Origin of the sequence: Paraburkholderia fynbosensis (assembly GCF_902859935.1) — a bacterium.
GTDB classification, from domain to species: domain Bacteria; phylum Pseudomonadota; class Gammaproteobacteria; order Burkholderiales; family Burkholderiaceae; genus Paraburkholderia; species Paraburkholderia fynbosensis.
Window position 1 is genome coordinate 32,224 of the sequence record NZ_CADIKI010000021.1, and the last position, 17,985, is coordinate 50,208.

The window sequence follows — 17,985 nt, forward strand, 5'->3', positions numbered from 1 at the left end:
ACTCTCGCGGTGACCCAGGCATGACACTCGACATCACTCAGTTCTATCAGACCTTCTTCGACGAAGCGGACGAACTGCTCGCGCAGATGGAGCAGTTGCTGCTCAATCTCGATATCGCCCATCCGGACCCCGAAGACCTCGCGGCGATTTTCCGCGCGGCGCATTCGATCAAGGGCGGCGCGGCGACCTTCGGCTTCACCGCGCTGACGGAGACGACCCACATTCTCGAATCGCTGCTCGATCGCGCGCGCAATAACGAACTCGTGCTGCGCAAGGACATGATCGACACGTTCCTCGAAACCAAGGACGTGCTGTCCGGCCAGCTCGCCGACTATCGCGCGAGCGCGGAGCCGGACGCGGCAGTGGCCCGTGCGATCTGCGCGAAGCTCGAACAGTTGCATGCGGAGAGCCGCTTCGGCGGCGCGCCCGCCGAGGCGCATGCCGTCTTTGACGCGGCGCCTCAAGCCGCGGCAGCGGCACAAATTGAAGTACAGGCAGCAGAAGTACAACGCGGCACCCCGCCCGAGCACGTCGTCGAACAGGCGGTGCAGGCGGCGGGTGAATGGACTGACGGCGAACCGGCACAGACCGGGCAAGCCGCGGAGGCAGGCATTGTCGGCGGCAGCGCCGACAATGCCGGTCCCCATCTGAAAATTACGCTACGGGGCGTTGGTGAGAAGGACCAGGAACTGCTGGCCGAAGAGCTCGGCAACCTGGGCAACATCGTCGGGCAGGTCAAGAGCGGCGGCGATCTGATGCTGTGGCTCGCGACAGACGTACCCTCCGACGACATCATCGCCGTGTGCTGTTTCGTGATCGACGAAAGTCAGATCTCGATCGGCCGCGGCACCGCACCGGCGGACGAGATGCAGCAAGGCGAACCTGGAACGCCCGACGCTGCCGCCTCGATCCCGGTGCAAGCAGCACAGGCAACACCGGCAGCACACGCGGTTCAGGCGGACCAGGCAGCATCGCCGGCGGCCGGCATCGCTGCGTCCGCCGGGTCGGCGGCGCAAGGGCAGTTCGACGCGCCGGCGGCATCGGCAACCTCGGCAGCCCCGGCGCCCGCCGCGGCCCAATCGGCTGCTACGCCCAACGCGGCGGCATCGGGCGCGGCCGCGCCCGCCGAACACGACCGCAAGGCAGCGCGTCCGGCGGCTGCCGCCGCAGGCGCCGAAGGCAGCTCGATTCGCGTCGGCGTCGAAAAGGTCGATCAGCTGATCAACCTGGTCGGCGAACTGGTGATCACGCAGGCGATGCTCGCGGAAACCACCAGCACGTTCGACCCGGCGCTGCACGATCGCCTCTTCAACGGCATGGCGCAGCTCGAGCGCAACGCGCGCGATCTGCAGGAAGCGGTGATGTCGATCCGCATGATGCCGATGGATTACGTGTTCAGCCGCTTCCCGCGTCTCGTGCGCGATCTGGCGGCGAAACTCGGCAAGGAAGTCGAACTCGTCACCTTCGGTCAGGCGACCGAACTCGACAAGAGCCTCATCGAACGGATCATCGATCCGTTGACCCACCTCGTGCGCAACAGTCTCGACCACGGCATCGAAACCGTGGAGGCGCGGCGCGCGGCGGGCAAGGATTCGACCGGGCAACTGGTGCTGTCGGCGGCGCATCATGGCGGCAACATCGTCATCGAAGTAAGCGACGACGGCGCGGGTCTGCGCCGCGACAAGATTCTCGCGAAGGCGGCCAAGCAGGGCATGCAGGTCAGCGAAACCATGACCGACGAAGAAGTCTGGAACCTGATCTTCCTGCCGGGCTTTTCGACGGCGGAACAGGTGACCGACGTGTCGGGCCGTGGCGTCGGCATGGACGTGGTGAAGCGCAACATCCAGTCGATGGGTGGTCACGTCGAAATCACCTCGCACGCCGGCAAGGGCAGCACCACGCGAATTGTCCTGCCGCTCACGCTAGCTATTCTCGACGGCATGTCGGTGAAGGTCGGCAGCGAGATTTTCATTCTGCCGCTGAACTTCGTGATGGAGTCGCTCCAGCCGCGAGCCGAGGACATCTACACGGTGGCCAACGGCGAGCGTGTGGTGCGCGTGCGCGGCGAATATCTGCCGCTCGTCGCCTTGCACGAAGTATTCAACGTCGAAGACGCGAAGCAGGAGCCCACGCAAGGCATCGTCACCATCATGCAAACCGAGGGGCGCCGCTTCGCGATGCTGATTGACGAGCTGGTGGGACAGCAGCAGGTGGTCGTGAAGAATCTCGAAACGAACTACCGCAAGGTGCACGGCATTTCCGCCGCGACCATTCTCGGCGACGGCAGTGTCGCGCTGATCGTGGACGTGGCGGCGCTGAACCGCGAAACCCGTAACGCGCACGGCGCGATGAGCCTCGCATGATGACCGTGACGCGCGCGGAGCGTGCACGGCGCACAGCATTCGCAACACTCATTCAACTTATTTCATCCCAACCGTTTGGGGGCTAACGTGGCAGAAGTCCAATCCATCAATTCGAGCGGCGCGAACGGTACGAGCAGCCGCCGCGACGCGCAGCAGGCGGACGCCGGCGGTCAGGAGTTCCTCGTCTTCACGCTCGGCGCCGAAGAGTACGGCATCGACATCCTCAAGGTGCAGGAAATCCGCGGCTACGACAACGTCACGCGAATCGCCAATGCGCCCGAGTTCATCAAGGGTGTGATCAATCTGCGCGGCATCATCGTGCCGATCGTCGACATGCGCATCAAGTTCCATCTGGGCCGCGTCGAGTACGACCATCAGACGGTCGTGATCATCCTGAACGTCGCGCATCGCGTGGTCGGGATGGTGGTCGACGGCGTGTCCGACGTGCTGACGCTCGCCGCCGACCAGATCATGCCGGCGCCCGAGTTCGGCGCGACGCTGACGACCGAGTACCTCACGGGGCTCGGCACCGTCGACGGCCGCATGCTGATTCTGATGGACATCGAAAAGCTGATGACCAGCCGCGAAATGGCGCTGATCGAAACGCTCGGCGTCTAGGCGGAACACGGCGTGAGCACAACGGCCAGGCCGAAACGAGAGATAGGTAAGGGAGCGTGAAGATGCTGAACAGGTGGTCGATCCGCACGTCGTTGACAACGGTGGGGGTCCTTCTGGTTGCGCTGACCGTGACGGTCGGCGCCCTCGGGCTAAGCGCGTTGAATCGTGCGAGCCAGTCGCTCGATCGCATCGCGCGCGGCGACCTGGTGGCGATTCATGCACTCGACGACGCGGCTTCTTACCTGTTGCGCTCGCGTCTCGCGGTGGACCGCTTCAACACGCTGTCGGCCGCGGGTAATGCGGACGAAGCGAAGAAAGCGATCGACCGCGCGCAGGAACTGCTCGCGAAGGGCAACCAGAACTGGCAGACCTATCTCGACGCACCGAAATCCGGCATCGACCAGGCCTTGCTCGACGACGTGCTCGCGAGGCGCACGGCGGTGATGCACGACGGTGTCGAGCCGGAGTTCGCGGCGCTGAACGCGAACGACATGGCCGCGTATCACGCGATCGCCGATACGAAGATCAGCCCGATGTTCATCGCGTACGACGCGGCGTCGGCGGCGGTCATCAAGGCGTTGCAGCAAGGCGTGACGCAGCAGCAGGAGAGCGCGCAGGCCAACGCGTCGCTGATGATGACGCTGATCGTCGCGATGACGGTGTTCGCATTGCTGCTGGTGGTGGGCATCCGCTTCGCGCTGCGCGGGCTGATCGTGCAGCCGCTGAAAGATGCGACGAACTGCTTCGAGCGGATCGCCTCGGGCGATCTGTCCGAGACGATCGAGGTGTACAGCCGCAATGAAATCGGCCGCCTGTTCGACGGCATCAAGCGGATGCAGCAAAGCCTCTCGACGATGGTGAAGGCGGTGCACAGCAGCGCCGAATCGATCGACACCGGCGCGCGCGAAATCGCGATGGGCAACACCGATCTGTCGCAGCGCACCGAACAGCAGGCCGCTTCGCTGCAGGAAACCGCGTCGAGCATGGAGCAGTTGACCGGCACCGTGCGGCAGAACGCCGAGAACGCGCGCCAGGCGAGCCAGCTCGCCGTCAACGCGTCCGACATCGCCACGCGCGGCGGCGACGTGGTGAGCCAGGTCGTCACGACGATGCAGGACATCGCGACCAGCTCGAACAAGGTCGTCGACATCATCGGCGTGATCGAAGGCATTGCGTTTCAGACCAATATTCTCGCGCTGAACGCGGCGGTCGAAGCCGCGCGCGCCGGCGAACAGGGCCGCGGCTTCGCGGTGGTGGCTGGCGAAGTGCGCAGTCTCGCGCAGCGCAGCGCGAGCGCCGCGAAGGAAATCAAGGAACTGATCGGCGACTCGGTCGACAAGGTGCAAAGCGGCTCGGCGCTGGTCGGCCGCGCGGGCACGACGATGGACGAGATCGTGCAGGCGGTGCGCCGCGTGACCGACATCATGGGCGAAATCAGCGCGGCGTCCGAAGAGCAGTCGGGCGGCATCGAGCAGGTGAATCGCGCGGTCGTGCAGATGGACGCAGTCACGCAGCAGAACGCGGCGCTGGTCGAGCAGGCAGCAGCGGCTGCCGGGTCGCTCGAAGACCAGACGCGTCAGTTGCAGGCGGTGGTGAACGGCTGGAAAGTGGCCGGCGGCCAGACGCGCGCCGGCGGTACGGCGGTGCGTCAGCAGGCGGCAGCGCGAGTGAACGGCGGCGTGGGCTCGCAGTCCGGTAAAGCCGTGGCGAAAGCGTCGACGGCGAACGGCGCGGCGCATCCGGCGGCGTCAAGCGTTTCAAGCGCAACAAGCGCAGCAAGCTCGGACACTGCGGCATCGGCGGCGAACCCCGCGCCGGCTTCAGCGAGCCACGACGCAGGCGCACGCGTCGAACCGGCGCTCAAACCGAAGGCGACGGCCCGCGCAGCTACCGGCGCCGTTGCGCGTCCGGCTCCGGCGATTCCTGCTACGGCAGGCGCAGACGCGGATTGGGAAACGTTTTAGGAAGTGGCACAAAGACATGCAGTCATTCGGCATCTCGCCCGTTGATGGGCGAATCATCGAAGCACGCTGGTTCAGCGTGTCGCGGGCCGACTGCGTGTTGGCAAACCTCGCGGGCGGGCGCGACCCCGCGAACACAACCGTTTCTGCGCTGGCGTCTTCGCCGGGCGGCAAGCGGAATGGCTCGTATCGCAGGCAGGAATTCACATGATGGCAACGCGCGCACAACAGCGACCCGGACGGGCAAGTCCCGAACGGGCCACGCCCGATCGGGCGGAGTCGGGCAGGTCCAGCGAGCAGGCACGGGACTTCGAATTCACGTCGGCGGATTTCGCTCGCATTCGCGAGCTGATTCATCGCAGCGCGGGCATTTCGCTGTCGGATCACAAACGCGACATGGCGTACAGCCGCCTCGCGCGCCGCCTGCGTGCACGCGGCCTCGACACCTTCAAGCAGTATCTCGATCTGCTCGAAGCGGAAAACGACTCTGCCGAGTGGGAAGCGTTCACCAATGCGCTGACTACCAATTTGACGGCGTTCTTCCGCGAAGCGCATCACTTTCCGATTCTCGCCGACTTCGTGCCGCGTCGCGCACAGCCAGTGTCCGTGTGGTGTTCGGCGGCGTCGACCGGTGAAGAACCGTATTCGATCGCGATGACGCTGATCGAAGCGCTCGGCGAAAGCGGCGCGCGCCAGGCGTCGGTGCTCGCCACCGACATCGATACCCAGGTGCTCGCGAAAGCCGAAGCCGGCGTGTACCAGTTCGACCAGGTGAAGCACCTGTCGCCCGAGCGGCTCAAGCGCTTCTTCCTCAAAGGCACCGGCGCGCATGCGGGAATGGTGAAGGTGCGCCCTGAAGTGCGCGCGCTGGTGCGCTTCGAACAACTGAACCTGACCGACCGCGACTACCAGTTGCGCTCGCAGTTCGACGCGATCTTCTGCCGCAACGTGATGATCTATTTCGACAAGCCGACCCAGGCGCAAGTCCTCGGACGCTTCGAGCCGCTGATGAAAGCGGGCGGCCTGCTGTTCGCCGGGCACTCGGAAAACTTCACGTACGTGACGCAGGCATTCAAGCTGCGCGGCCAGACCGTCTACGAATTGACGCGCGACGTGGGCGGCGCCCGCCCTACGTCACGCACGACGGGCGCAACGGGTAACACCGCGCACCACACGACGAGCGGGGTGGCAGCATGAGCAGCGCCCTGCCGATCGCATCGAATCTGTATTACGACAACCACTTCCAGCGCCCAGGCGTGAAGCTGTTGCCGAACGAGTTCTATACCACCAGCGAAGACATGGTGCTCGTCACCGTGCTCGGTTCGTGCGTCGCGGCCTGCATCCTGGATCGCACGGCCGGCATCGGCGGGATGAATCACTTCATGCTGCCCGACGACGGCGCGGACGTCGCGCAAGCCGCATCGGATTCGATGCGCTACGGCGCATACGCGATGGAAGTGCTGATCAACGAACTGATCAAGGCGGGCGGGCGGCGCGAGCGCTTCGAAGCGAAGGTGTTCGGCGGCGGCGCGGTGCTCGCGGGCATGACGACGATGAACATCGGCGACCGCAATTCGGAATTCGTGCGCCGTTATCTGGCGACCGAAAAAATCCGCATCGTCGCCGAGGATTTGCAAGGCTCGCATCCGCGCAAGGTTGCCTTCATGCCGCGCACCGGCCAGGTGATGGTGAAGAAACTGCGCGTGCAGCAGGAAGCGGGCGTCGCCGAACGCGAACGCGCGCTCGTGCGGCAGAGCCCCGAAGCGCGCGCCGAACGGCTCGCGGCGGCGCGCAAGCGGGTCGAACTGTTCGCGGCGCCCGCCGCGGCGCGCCCGCGCATCGAGCTGTTCGGCGCGAGCCCGCGACCGATTAATTCAAACAACGCCAGAACCACAGAGGAGGCGTGAGCGCTGTGCAAAAGATCAAAGTACTGTGCGTCGACGATTCGGCGCTGATCCGCAGCCTGATGACCGAAATCATCAACAGCCAGCCGGACATGACCGTCGTTGCGACCGCACCCGACCCGCTGGTCGCGCGCGAACTCATCAAGCAGCACAACCCGGACGTGCTGACGCTCGACGTCGAAATGCCGCGCATGGATGGGCTCGACTTCCTCGAGAAGCTGATGCGTTTGCGGCCGATGCCGGTCGTGATGGTGTCGTCGCTGACCGAGCGCGGTAACGAAATCACGCTGCGCGCGCTGGAACTGGGCGCGGTCGATTTCGTCACCAAGCCGAAGGTCGGTATTCGCGACGGTATGCTCGACTACTCGGAAAAGCTCGCCGACAAGATTCGCGCGGCGGCCCGTGCTCGCGTGCGCCAAGCCGCGCCGGCGCAGCATGCGGCAGCGCACGCCGCACAGGCCGCGCATGCGTCGGCCGGCGCCGCGCCGCTTTTCAACAATCCGTTGCTCAGTACCGAGAAGCTGATCATCGTCGGCGCGTCGACGGGCGGCACCGAAGCGATCCGCGAAGTGCTGCTGCCGCTGCCGCCGGATGCGCCCGCCGTTCTGATCGCTCAGCACATGCCGCCGGGGTTTACGAAATCTTTCGCGCAACGCCTCAATGGTTTGTGCCGGATTACCGTTAAAGAAGCTGAGCACGGCGAACGCGTGCTGCCCGGACATGCGTATATCGCGCCGGGCCACGCGCACTTGTTGCTGGCGCGCAGCGGCGCTAACTACATCGCGCATCTGTCGGACGAGCCGCCGGTCAACCGGCATCGTCCGTCGGTCGACGTGCTGTTCCGTTCGGCCGCGCAGCATGCGGGCAAGAACGCGGTCGGCGTGATTCTGACCGGGATGGGGCGCGACGGCGCCGCCGGGCTGCTGGACATGAAAAAGGCGGGGGCGTACACCCTCGCGCAGGACGAAGCGAGCTGCATCGTGTTCGGCATGCCGCGCGAAGCGATTGCGCTCGGTGCGGCCGACGAGATCGCAGCGCTGCCGGAAATGAGCCGGCGCGTGATGGCGCGTTTGTCGTCGATGGGTGACCGCGTTCAGCGGGTATGATGCGCACCGGATGGAGCGAGGCGGTCAAGCGCCGCAACATGGAACATGCAAAGGGAATGAAATGGATAAGGGAATGAAGATTCTGGTAGTTGACGACTTTCCGACGATGCGCCGGATCGTCCGCAACCTCCTCAAGGAACTGGGCTACTCGAACGTCGACGAGGCGGAAGACGGTCAGGCGGGTCTCGCGCGTTTGCGCAGCGGCACCTACGAGTTCGTGATCTCCGACTGGAACATGCCGAACCTCGACGGCCTCGCGATGCTCAAAGCCATTCGCGCCGACGCCGCTCTCGCGCATCTGCCGGTGCTGATGGTAACGGCCGAGTCCAAGAAGGAAAACATCATCGCGGCGGCGCAGGCCGGCGCGAGCGGTTATGTCGTCAAGCCGTTCACGGCCGCGACGCTCGACGAGAAGCTCAACAAGATTCTCGAGAAGATGGCGAAGACCGGGAGCTGACGTGAATTTGCCGACCCATGCGCCTCACGCCGAAGCGGTCGGCGAGAGTGGCGACCACGCGTCCGACCGCATTCTCGCCCGCATTGGACAACTGACGCGCACGCTGCGCGATTCGATGCGCGAGCTCGGGCTCGACAAGCACGTCGAGCGTGCGGCGGAAGCCGTGCCCGATGCCCGCGATCGTCTGAAGTACATCGCGGACATGACCGAGCAGGCTGCCGAGCGCGTGCTGTCGGCGATCGATGTCGCCAAGCCGGTTCAGGAGCAACTGCAGAAGGACGCGGGCGAACTCGACGCGCGCTGGGAGCAGTGGTACGCGGCGCCGATCGAGCGCGAGGAAGTGCGCGCGCTGATGAACGACACGCGCACCTTCCTGCGCGGGGTGCCCGAGGCGACCGGCGCGACCAACGCGCAGCTGATGGAGATCATGCTCGCCCAGGACTTCCAGGATCTGACCGGCCAGGTGATCAAGAAGATCACGGATGTCGTGTACCTGATCGAGCAGCAGTTGCTCGGCGTGCTGGTCGAAAACATCGCGCTCGAACGGCGCGAGCAGTTCGCGGCCAACGCGGCGGCGCTTGCCGCCGAGGTGTCCCCGACCGGCAGCCCCGAACATCTGCTGAATGGCCCGCAGATCAATCCGGAAGGCAAGACGGACGTGATGCAGGATCAATCGCAGGTCGACGACCTGCTCGCCAGTCTGGGTTTCTGACGCTGGCAGCGCTGGTGGCCGCCTGTCGGCCACGCGGCCTCGTCAGGCAGCCCAGGCCAGCCATTCGTTCGCTCCGCTCGGCCATCATCACGCATGGCAAGCCGCGCCTCCCCGCGCGCTTGCTGTCTCTGCGCGCGAACCACAGGCATACTACGGGCTCAAGCAGCGGCACGGCGCTCCGGCGGATATAGTCGCCGGCCGGTGGCTCGGTGGGCGAGGCCCCTCATGATTCCCACCGCGGCCGTGCCGTATGATCTGCCTATTTGCAGCCGGTTCGCGCGCGATGCGAACCGAGCCGCAGCTCGGGAGGAGCACCACCATGTGGAGTCATATACGCCGCGCCGGGTTCGTTACGGCGTTAGCCTTGCCCTGTTCGCTGTTGGCCGTGCAGTCCGCTCACGCGGGACTGGGCGGGGCGCCGATGACGCCACCCGCGGACGCATCGGTTTCTTCCCGCGTGGTCCAGCCCGGCGGCGGCATTGCCGCCTCGGCGGCCCAGAGCGTGATGCGTTCGGCATCGAGCACCACTTCTTCCGCTTCCTCGTCCTATACCGTGCGTGAGACCACGCTCGGCAACGGCACCGTGGTGCGCGAATATCTCGCCGCCGACGGCGCCGTCTTCGGCATTGCCTGGCGCGGCCCGCAAATGCCGGATCTGAACGATCTGCTCGGCAGCTATTTCCCGCAGTATGTCGCCGGCGTGAAGGCCGTGCGCGCGGCGCGCGGCGGTGCCCGCGGTCCCGTCAGCGTCGACCAGAGCGGGCTCGTGGTGCGCTCCGGCGGCCACATGGGCGCGTTCAGCGGGCAGGCCTGGCTGACGCCCGCGCTGCCCTCCGGCGTCAGCGGTTCAGACATCCAGTGACGGCGAGGACGACCATGCGAACCCAGCATCTCGGTATGAACCTCAAAGGCTGGCTGCAGGCGGCTCTCGCCGTGGCGCTTCTGGCGACGCTCGCCGCATGCGGCGGCGGAGACGACGGCAGTTCCGGTGGCCATTCGTCGAGCATCCTGAACGGCGGTTCGCTGCCGGCCAGCCCGACCCAGCAGCCGATCGCCGCGACCGCCGCGAACACCACGCCGATCACGGTGGGGCGGGGCGTGAATGGCGTCATCAATATTCCGACGGTCAGCGTAACGATTTGCGCGCCCGGTTCGACGTCCAATTGCCAGACCATCAGCAACATCCAGCTCGACACGGGTTCGTTCGGGCTGCGGGTGGTCAGCTCGGCGCTGAACGCATCGCTGCTCGGCGCGCTGCCGGTCAGCAGCGTGAACGGCGCGCAGCTCGCCGAGTGCGCGACCTTCGCCGACGGCTTCACCTGGGGCACGGTGCGCACCGCGACCATCGCGATCGGCGGCGAAACCACGACGGCCGCGATCCCGCTGCAGATCATCGGCGACAAGGACGCGAGCACGGTGCCCTCGCGCGGCTGCGGCAACGGTTCGGCGGAGAACACGGCCGCCGATCTCGGTGCCAACGGCATACTCGGCGTCGGCACGGCGCCCTTCGATTGCGGCGCGACTTGCGCGGACGCGGCGACCGCTGCGACCTACAGCAACTACTTCGCTTGCCCGGCCGGTACGTCATGCAGCCGCACGGCGGTGCCATTCGCGCAGCAGGTCGCCAATCCGGTGGCCAACTTCGCGCTCAACAACAACGGCTTGATCGTGCAGATGCCGCCCGTGCCGGACGCGGGCGCGCCGTCGGCCAACGGCACGCTGGTGTTCGGCGTTGGCACGCAATCGAACAATTTGCTCGGCGCAACACAGGTTTTCACGACCGACGCCTATGGCGATATGAACGACAGCACTTTCAACGGCACGCCCGTGCAGGCGTTCCTCGATTCGGGCTCGAACGGCTATTTCTTCACCGATAGCTCGCTCGCACTGTGCGGCAGCAATTTCTCGGGCTTCTACTGTCCGAACTCCGCGCAGACCCGTTCGATCACGCTGGTCGGATTGAACAAGACGACCGCGAGTGTCAGCATCGGCATCGTCAGTGCGGGCACGCTGTTCAGCAACGGCAACAACTACGCGTTCAACAACCTCGCCGGGCAGATCGGCGGCGGCAGCAGCTTCGACCTCGGGCTGCCGTTCTTCTATGGCCGCCATGTGTACTACGGCATTGACCGGACCCTGAGCGGCGGCCAGGCGCCCTATGTGGCCTTCTGATGCGTAGCGCCGCAACGTAAGACCGGAGCGCCGCGCGAGTCACGCGCGGCGCTCCGCTTCATCCGTCGAAATACCCCCCTTTCTCCGCCCTTATCCGCCGATCGCCGCTTGCGTCGAGCGGGAATAATCGCTCTCACTGGAAAGAGGCGTCGTGCCTCGGCCGACTGGAGAGCTTTTGTGGCAGAGGACAGCGACCTCGAAAAGACCGAATCAGCCACTCCCCGGCGCCTGCAGAAGGCGCGCGAGGAAGGGCAGATCGCGCGTTCGCGGGAACTGTCGACGTTCGCCCTGCTGGCGGCGGGGTTCTACGGCGTGTGGGGGATGTCCGGCAGCATCGGCGAGCATTTGCAGAACATGCTGCGCGCGTCGCTCACGTTCGACCACGCCAGCAGTTTCGAAACCAGCCGCATGCTGATCGGCGCGGGCGCGGCGAGCCGCGAAGGCTTCTACGCGCTGCTGCCGATTCTCGCCTTCACCGGCCTCGCCGCCTTGCTCGCCCCGATGGCGCTGGGCGGCTGGCAGCTGTCGGCGAAAGGTCTCGAACCGAAGTTCAGCCGGCTCAACCCGATTGAAGGCTTCGGCCGGATGTTCTCGATCAACGGGCCGATCCAGCTCGGCATGTCGCTCGTGAAGACGCTGGTGGTGGGCATCATCGGCGGCACGGCGATCTGGAATCGCCGCGAAGAGATCGTCGCGCTCGCCACCCAGCCGTTGCATATCGCGCTTGCCAACTCCGTGCATCTGATCGCCGTATGCTGCGGCATGACAGTCGCCGGGATGTTCGCGGTCGCCGCGCTCGACGTGCCGTATCAGCTCTGGCAGTTCCACAAGAAGCTGCGCATGTCGAAGGAAGAAGTGAAGCGCGAGCATCGCGAAAGCGAAGGCGACCCGCACATCAAGGGCAAGATTCGCCAGCAGCAGCGCGCCATTGCGCGTCGCCGGATGATGACGCAGGTGCCGAAAGCCGACGTCGTGGTCACCAACCCGACGCACTTCGCGGTTGCGCTGCAATACGCCGACGGCGAGATGCGTGCACCGAAGGTGGTCGCCAAGGGCGTGAACCTGGTGGCCGCGCGGATTCGCGAAATCGCCGCCGAGAACAACGTGCCGCTGCTCGAAGCGCCGCCGCTCGCGCGGGCGCTGTATCACAACGTCGATCTGAACCGCGAGATTCCGGGCCCGCTGTATGGCGCGGTCGCCGAGGTGCTCGCGTGGGTGTATCAGTTGCGGCGCTTCAAAACCGAAGGCGGCGTCGCGCCGGTCGCACCGACCGATTTCGACGTGCCGCCGGAACTCGACAAAGGCGGCCTATCGGATGATGAAGCCGAGCAGGAAGCCGCCGACGTCCTAACCCCCGCTAACGACGACGCTTCAGGAGCCTCCGCATGAACGCTCGCGCCGGTTTCCTCGCCCGACGGCCGGAAGCCTTGAGCAGCACCAACCTGCGCGCCCTCGCCGGGCCGGTGCTGATCTGCATGATTCTCGGCATGATGATTCTGCCGTTGCCGCCGTTCCTGCTGGATCTGCTGTTCACCTTCAACATCGCGCTCTCCGTGATGGTGCTGCTCGTCAGCATGTACACGATGAAGCCGCTCGACTTCGCCGCGTTCCCGAGCGTGCTGCTGTTCTCGACGTTGCTGCGGCTGTCACTGAACGTCGCCTCGACACGCGTCGTGCTGCTCGAAGGCCACACCGGCCCGGACGCGGCCGGCCAGGTGATCGAATCGTTCGGCCACTTCCTTGTGGGCGGCAACTTCGCGGTCGGTATCGTCGTCTTCATCATTTTGATGGTGATCAACTTCATGGTGATCACCAAGGGCGCGGGGCGGATCGCGGAAGTGTCCGCGCGCTTCACGCTCGACGCGATGCCCGGCAAGCAGATGGCGATCGACGCCGACCTGAACGCCGGCCTCATCAACGAAGAGCAGGCCAGAAAGCGCCGCTCGGAAGTCTCGCAGGAAGCCGAGTTCTACGGCTCGATGGACGGCGCGAGCAAGTTCGTGCGCGGCGATGCGATCGCCGGTCTGCTGATCATGGTGATCAACATCGTCGGCGGGCTGATCGTCGGAATGGTCCAGCACAACATGGACTTCGCGGCGGCGGGCAAGAACTACACGCTGCTGACGATCGGCGACGGCCTCGTCGCGCAGATTCCGTCGCTGGTGATTTCGACCGCGGCCGGCGTGATCGTGTCGCGCGTCGCGACCAACGAGGACATCGGCACGCAGCTCACCGGCCAGCTGTTCACGAACCCGCGCGTGCTGATAATCACCGGCTGCATTCTCGTGCTGATGGGCCTGATTCCGGGCATGCCGCACTTCGCGTTTCTGGTGCTCGGCGGCGGTCTGATCCAGCTCGGCCGCACGATGAAAAAACGTGCCGAGGAGCGCAAGACCAGCACGGCACTCGTCGATGTCGCGCCAGCCGCGCTGGCCCCGGTCGAAAACACCGAAGCAAGCTGGGACGACGTGACGATGATCGACACGCTCGGCCTCGAAGTCGGCTACCGGCTGATCCCGCTCGTCGACAAGAACTCGGACGGCGAACTGCTCAAGCGGATCAAGAGCATCCGCAAGAAGTTCGCGCAGGAAATCGGTTTTTTGCCGCCGGTCATTCATATTCGCGACAACCTCGAATTGCGGCCGAACGGTTACCGCATCGCGCTGAAGGGCGTCGAAGTGGGCGTCGGCGAAGCGTTTCCGGGGCAGTGGCTGGCGATCAATCCCGGTCAGGTCTCCGCCGCGCTGCCCGGTACGCCAACTCAAGACCCGGCGTTCGGCCTGCCCGCCATCTGGATCGATACGAATCTGCGTGAACAGGCGCAGGTGTACGGCTACACGGTGGTCGATTCGAGCACGGTGGTGGCCACGCACCTGAATCACCTGGTCGTGACGCACGCGTCGGAACTGCTCGGCCGCCGCGAAGTGCAGGCGCTGCTCGAACGGATGCAGAAGGACACGCCGTCGCTGGTCGACGATCTGGTGCCAAAGACGCTCCCGCTCACCACGCTGCAGAAGGTGCTGCAAAACCTGCTGGAGGAAGGCGTGCCGATCCGCGATTTGCGCACGATTCTCGAAGCGCTCTCCGAACATGCGTCGAAGATCAGCGACGCGCACGATCTCACCGCCGCCGTACGGCTCGCGCTGGGCCGCGCGATCACCCAGCAGTGGTTCCCCGGCACCGGCGACATGCAGGTGATGGGCCTCGATTCGAATCTGGAGCGGGTGTTGTCACAGGCGCTCTCGACCGGGGCGAATCCGGGACTCGAGCCGGGGCTCGCGAACACGCTGCTCAACGAAACGCAGAAGGCGATGACGCGTCAGCAAAACCTCGGCCTCGCACCGGTGCTGCTGGTGCAGCATGCTTTGCGGCCGATGCTCGCGCGCTTCCTGCGCCGCAGCCTGCCGCAGTTGAAGGTGCTCTCGTATGCGGAAGTGCCCGACACACGTAACGTGAAGGTGGTGAATCTGATCGGCGCACACGGTTGACGCGCTGCCCGGCGTTCGCAATCGCACAAGCAGACGCAGACCCGGACGCAGACCTGCGCGCAGCCTTTCGCCGGCGCCCTCGGGCGCCGGTTTTCATTTCGGCGGCTTGCCCGCTGCACCCCGCGCTCGCTCCGATGCAGATCCGCGCTCGTCGCGAAAGCGCCGTGCCAGGCCGCTCGAAGGTCTGTCTGAAACCCGCGTGCACATCGCGCCGGCCGAGTTTCCATCGCGCGAATTGCCCACCTTTAACGGTCTTTATCCATCGATCGTCGTTCGACAGCTTTCGCAATAATTGACCTCAATGGGAAGCGGTGTGTTGCCGGTCCGTCAGTCCGTTTACCTCATCGGGGGTCCAGCTTGAACATTCGTAAATTTGTCGGTGCCAACAGTCGCGATGCACTGCGTCTCGTGCGTGAAGCCTTGGGCCCGGATGCGGTCGTGCTGTCCAATCGCACGATGGACGACGGCAGCGTCGAGATCGTCGCGCTGGCCGACAGCGACCTCGCAGCCATCACGCCGAAGGCTCGCGAAGGCGCCAGTGCGGCACAAGCCGCGCCGACAAGTTCAGGTGCTGGACTGGCACTGCCCGCCGCGCCGCGCGCGCTGCCTGCGATGCAAGCGAACCCGTATGCGAGCGGCATGCCCGACGTGTTTTCGTCGGTGTTCGGCGCGAGTCCCGAAGCGGGCGCTGAAACGATGCCCGCCAGCGCGCCGCTCAGCACAGCCGCGATTGAAGTGACACCGGCCGTTCCGAAAGCAGCGGCGCCAAAAGCGATGCCCCAACTTCAGCCCACAGCCGCAGCAATGGCTCCGACCACGGCCTTGCCGGGCGCGGCAACGAACCCGGCGCCGGCGTTCGGCCAACCTGCAGCGCAGCCGATTCCCGCCGGACCGAGCGCCCGCGCAGCCGCCGCGCGTCTCGCTGAAGACATGCGTGCCGACCTGCTCAAGGCCGCCGGCGTGCCTGTCATGCCCGCCGTGCCGAAGGCAGAGGCCACCGCGCCGCGCACGATGGCCGAATCGAATCCGTGGCTCATCGACCATGCGCGTCGCATCGCCGCCGAACAGCAGCAACAGGGCGAATACAGCGCGCGCCCCGCGGCCATGACGCCGTCCGCAGCCACCGCGAAGGGACTCGGCGCCGCCGTCGAAATCAACCTGGCCGCAGCCCAACCGGTCGCGGCCACGCCCGAGACCGACACGCCCGACTGGGCCCGTGAAGCTGCGCAAGCGGCCGCGCGCCGCAGCGCGCAAAAGCTCGCGCCGGTGCAATCGGGCCAGGACGAAGCACGCACGCCGGCAGCCGTGGCCGAAGCGATCAAGGCGCGCATGGAGCAGGTCGTCAACGACACCGTGATGAACGAACTGTCGTCGATGCGCGGCATGATGGAAGAACACTTCGCCGGCCTGCTGTGGGGCGATCGTCAGCGCCGCAGCCCCGCGCGCGCCGCGCTCACCAAGCACCTGTTCGCCGCGGGCTTTTCCGCGCAGCTCGTGCAGATGATGGTCGACAACCTGCCCGACGAAGTCGAGACGATGGACGGCGGCATGGCGTGGGTGCGCTCGGTGCTCGAATCGAACCTGCCGGTGATGGAAGACGAAGACGCGCTGATGGAGCGTGGTGGCGTGTTCGCGCTGATGGGCCCGACGGGCGTGGGCAAGACGACGACCACCGCGAAGCTCGCCGCGCGCTGCGTGATGCGCTTCGGCGCGAGCAAGGTCGCGTTGCTCACCACCGACAGCTACCGGATCGGCGGCCACGAGCAGTTGCGCATCTTCGGCAAGATTCTCGGCGTGTCGGTGCATGCGGTGAAAGACGGCGCCGATCTGCAACTCGCGCTCTCCGAACTGCGCAACAAGCACATCGTGCTGATCGACACGATCGGCATGAGCCAGCGCGATCGCCTCGTGTCCGACCAGATCGCGATGCTGTGCCGCGCCGGCCAGCCGGTGCAGCGCCTGCTGCTGCTCAACGCGACGAGTCACGGCGACACGCTCAACGAGGTCGTCCAGGCGTATCAGCGCGCGCCGGATCGGCAGCCGCTCGCCGGCTGCATTCTGACCAAGCTCGACGAAGCCACCAATCTCGGCGGTGTGCTCGATACGGTGATCCGCTACAAGCTGCCGGTGCACTACGTGTCGACCGGTCAGAAAGTGCCGGAGAACCTGTACGTCGCCACGAAGAAATTCCTCATCAAGAGCACCTTCTGCATACCGCGCGATAACTCGCCGTTCGTGCCGCATGACGACGATATTCCGGCGCTGCTGTCCTCGCTATCAGCACGTTCGACGGCCGAGTTGCACGAGGTCCGCTTTGGATAAGCTCATTTCGGATCAGGCGGAGGGGCTGCGGCGGCTGCTTGCCCGCAGCGGCGCACGCGTGATTGCGATGACGGGCGGCCCGGCCGGTGTGGGCTGCACCACGGTGGTGGTCAACCTCGCCGCGGCGCTCGCGCAGCAGGGCAAGGACGTGCTCGTGGTCGATGAATGCGTGGGTGAGCGCTCGGTGAGCGCGATGCTCGGCGGCTTGCGCGGCGCCGGCAATTTTTCGACGGTGATGCGCGGCGAGATGACGCTCGACGACGCCGCCGCACGACACGCGCTGGGGTTTTCGGTGCTGGCCGCTTCGCGCACCAACCGCGAAGGTCACACGGCCGCGCAGTTCAACGTGCTGCTCGGCGGTTCCGCCGACATCGTGCTGATCGACGCGCAGCTCGACGAGCAAGGCCACCTGTCGCCATTCGCGCGGCAGGCGCACGACGTGATGATCGTCACGCGCGTATCGGCGCAGGCGATCACCGACACGTACGCATGCATGAAACGTCTGCACTACGCCCATGCGATCGCCCAGTTCCGCGTGCTGACGAACCACGTCCAAAGCATGAACGACGCGCATACGACGTTTGCCAACCTGGCCGGCGTGGCCGGGCGCTACCTGGCGGTGGCGCTGGAAGACGCCGGTTGTATTGCCGCCGATGCGCGGATGGCGCGAGCCGAGGAGTTGTCGCGTTGTGTCGTCGATGCGTTCCCATCGACACCGGCTGCGCGCGACTTCCGCCACCTCGCCGCCGAATTGCAGTACTGGCCGATGCGGCCAGCGATGTCGTCGCAAACGCCCTGGATGGCGCCTGCGACCGTTACAGCGGCGCAACACGCCGACCAACCGTCCGCGCAGCACGCCTGAGAGGCGGCACAAGGACAAGG

At 65.7% G+C, this 17,985-nt stretch carries 15 protein-coding genes; all 15 read left to right on the forward strand.

The annotated features are described in order from the left end of the window. Window positions 1–20 precede the first annotated feature (20 nt). The 15 genes from cheA (at window position 21) to HV770_RS28845 (ending at window position 17,965) form a co-directional block, all read left to right on the forward strand. Window positions 21–2,363, forward strand: coding sequence for a chemotaxis protein CheA (gene cheA / locus HV770_RS28775; RefSeq protein WP_175164954.1), 2,343 nt, complete (start codon window positions 21–23; stop codon window positions 2,361–2,363). An 87-nt stretch (window positions 2,364–2,450) separates the two neighbouring features. Further along, a complete protein-coding gene (gene cheW / locus HV770_RS28780) occupies window positions 2,451–2,981 on the forward strand; it encodes a chemotaxis protein CheW (protein ID WP_175164955.1) in 531 nt (176 codons plus the stop codon). Window positions 2,982–3,043: 62 nt separating this feature from the next. Next, window positions 3,044–4,945 carry a methyl-accepting chemotaxis protein gene (locus tag HV770_RS28785; protein ID WP_175164956.1) on the forward strand — a complete coding sequence of 634 codons (1,902 nt, stop codon included), beginning with the start codon at window positions 3,044–3,046 and terminating at the stop codon, window positions 4,943–4,945. A 16-nt stretch (window positions 4,946–4,961) separates the two neighbouring features. Beyond that, window positions 4,962–5,153, forward strand: coding sequence for a hypothetical protein (locus HV770_RS28790; protein WP_121316023.1), 192 nt, complete (start codon window positions 4,962–4,964; stop codon window positions 5,151–5,153). Continuing rightward, window positions 5,150–6,139 carry a CheR family methyltransferase gene (locus tag HV770_RS28795; RefSeq protein ID WP_175164957.1) on the forward strand — a complete coding sequence of 330 codons (990 nt, stop codon included), beginning with the start codon at window positions 5,150–5,152 and terminating at the stop codon, window positions 6,137–6,139. The genes HV770_RS28790 and HV770_RS28795 overlap by 4 nt, the downstream gene beginning before the upstream one ends. After that, on the forward strand, window positions 6,136–6,849 hold the full coding sequence (gene cheD, locus HV770_RS28800) for a chemoreceptor glutamine deamidase CheD (RefSeq protein ID WP_175164958.1): 714 nt from the start codon (window positions 6,136–6,138) through the stop codon (window positions 6,847–6,849). Before HV770_RS28795 ends, cheD begins: the two co-directional genes overlap by 4 nt. 5 nt (window positions 6,850–6,854) lie before the next feature. Beyond that, a complete protein-coding gene (locus HV770_RS28805; RefSeq protein WP_175164959.1) occupies window positions 6,855–7,952 on the forward strand; it encodes a protein-glutamate methylesterase/protein-glutamine glutaminase in 1,098 nt (365 codons plus the stop codon). Window positions 7,953–8,013: 61 nt separating this feature from the next. After that, a complete protein-coding gene (gene cheY / locus HV770_RS28810) occupies window positions 8,014–8,409 on the forward strand; it encodes a chemotaxis response regulator CheY (RefSeq protein WP_175164960.1) in 396 nt (131 codons plus the stop codon). Window position 8,410: 1 nt separating this feature from the next. Beyond that, window positions 8,411–9,121, forward strand: coding sequence for a protein phosphatase CheZ (cheZ, locus tag HV770_RS28815; protein WP_175164961.1), 711 nt, complete (start codon window positions 8,411–8,413; stop codon window positions 9,119–9,121). A gap of 319 nt (window positions 9,122–9,440) precedes the next feature. After that, window positions 9,441–9,983, forward strand: coding sequence for a DUF2844 domain-containing protein (locus HV770_RS28820; RefSeq protein WP_175164962.1), 543 nt, complete (start codon window positions 9,441–9,443; stop codon window positions 9,981–9,983). 14 nt (window positions 9,984–9,997) lie between these two features. Continuing rightward, window positions 9,998–11,293 carry a DUF3443 domain-containing protein gene (locus HV770_RS28825; RefSeq protein WP_175164963.1) on the forward strand — a complete coding sequence of 432 codons (1,296 nt, stop codon included), beginning with the start codon at window positions 9,998–10,000 and terminating at the stop codon, window positions 11,291–11,293. A 177-nt stretch (window positions 11,294–11,470) separates the two neighbouring features. Continuing rightward, a complete protein-coding gene (flhB, locus tag HV770_RS28830) occupies window positions 11,471–12,682 on the forward strand; it encodes a flagellar biosynthesis protein FlhB (protein ID WP_175164964.1) in 1,212 nt (403 codons plus the stop codon). Further along, window positions 12,679–14,781, forward strand: a complete 2,103-nt coding sequence (flhA, locus tag HV770_RS28835) for a flagellar biosynthesis protein FlhA (RefSeq protein WP_175164965.1) — start codon at window positions 12,679–12,681, stop codon at window positions 14,779–14,781. The genes flhB and flhA overlap by 4 nt, the downstream gene beginning before the upstream one ends. Window positions 14,782–15,138: 357 nt before the next feature. Beyond that, a complete protein-coding gene (flhF, locus tag HV770_RS28840; protein ID WP_175164966.1) occupies window positions 15,139–17,103 on the forward strand; it encodes a flagellar biosynthesis GTPase FlhF in 1,965 nt (654 codons plus the stop codon). Beyond that, a complete protein-coding gene (locus HV770_RS28845; protein ID WP_175164967.1) occupies window positions 17,096–17,965 on the forward strand; it encodes a nucleotide-binding protein in 870 nt (289 codons plus the stop codon). The genes flhF and HV770_RS28845 overlap by 8 nt, the downstream gene beginning before the upstream one ends. Window positions 17,966–17,985: the final 20 nt, after the last annotated feature.

Excerpts from the sequence above, each read along its gene's own strand:
- cheA (WP_175164954.1), top strand. The coding sequence starts at position 21 with ATGACACTCGACATCACTCAGTTCTATCAGACCTTCTTCGACGAAGCG.
- HV770_RS28785 (WP_175164956.1), top strand. The coding sequence starts at position 3,044 with ATGCTGAACAGGTGGTCGATCCGCACGTCGTTGACAACGGTGGGGGTC.
- HV770_RS28790 (WP_121316023.1), top strand. The coding sequence starts at position 4,962 with ATGCAGTCATTCGGCATCTCGCCCGTTGATGGGCGAATCATCGAAGCA.
- HV770_RS28795 (WP_175164957.1), top strand. The coding sequence starts at position 5,150 with ATGATGGCAACGCGCGCACAACAGCGACCCGGACGGGCAAGTCCCGAA.
- cheD (WP_175164958.1), top strand. The coding sequence starts at position 6,136 with ATGAGCAGCGCCCTGCCGATCGCATCGAATCTGTATTACGACAACCAC.
- cheY (WP_175164960.1), top strand. The coding sequence starts at position 8,014 with ATGGATAAGGGAATGAAGATTCTGGTAGTTGACGACTTTCCGACGATG.
- HV770_RS28820 (WP_175164962.1), top strand. The coding sequence starts at position 9,441 with ATGTGGAGTCATATACGCCGCGCCGGGTTCGTTACGGCGTTAGCCTTG.
- HV770_RS28825 (WP_175164963.1), top strand. The coding sequence starts at position 9,998 with ATGCGAACCCAGCATCTCGGTATGAACCTCAAAGGCTGGCTGCAGGCG.
- flhA (WP_175164965.1), top strand. The coding sequence starts at position 12,679 with ATGAACGCTCGCGCCGGTTTCCTCGCCCGACGGCCGGAAGCCTTGAGC.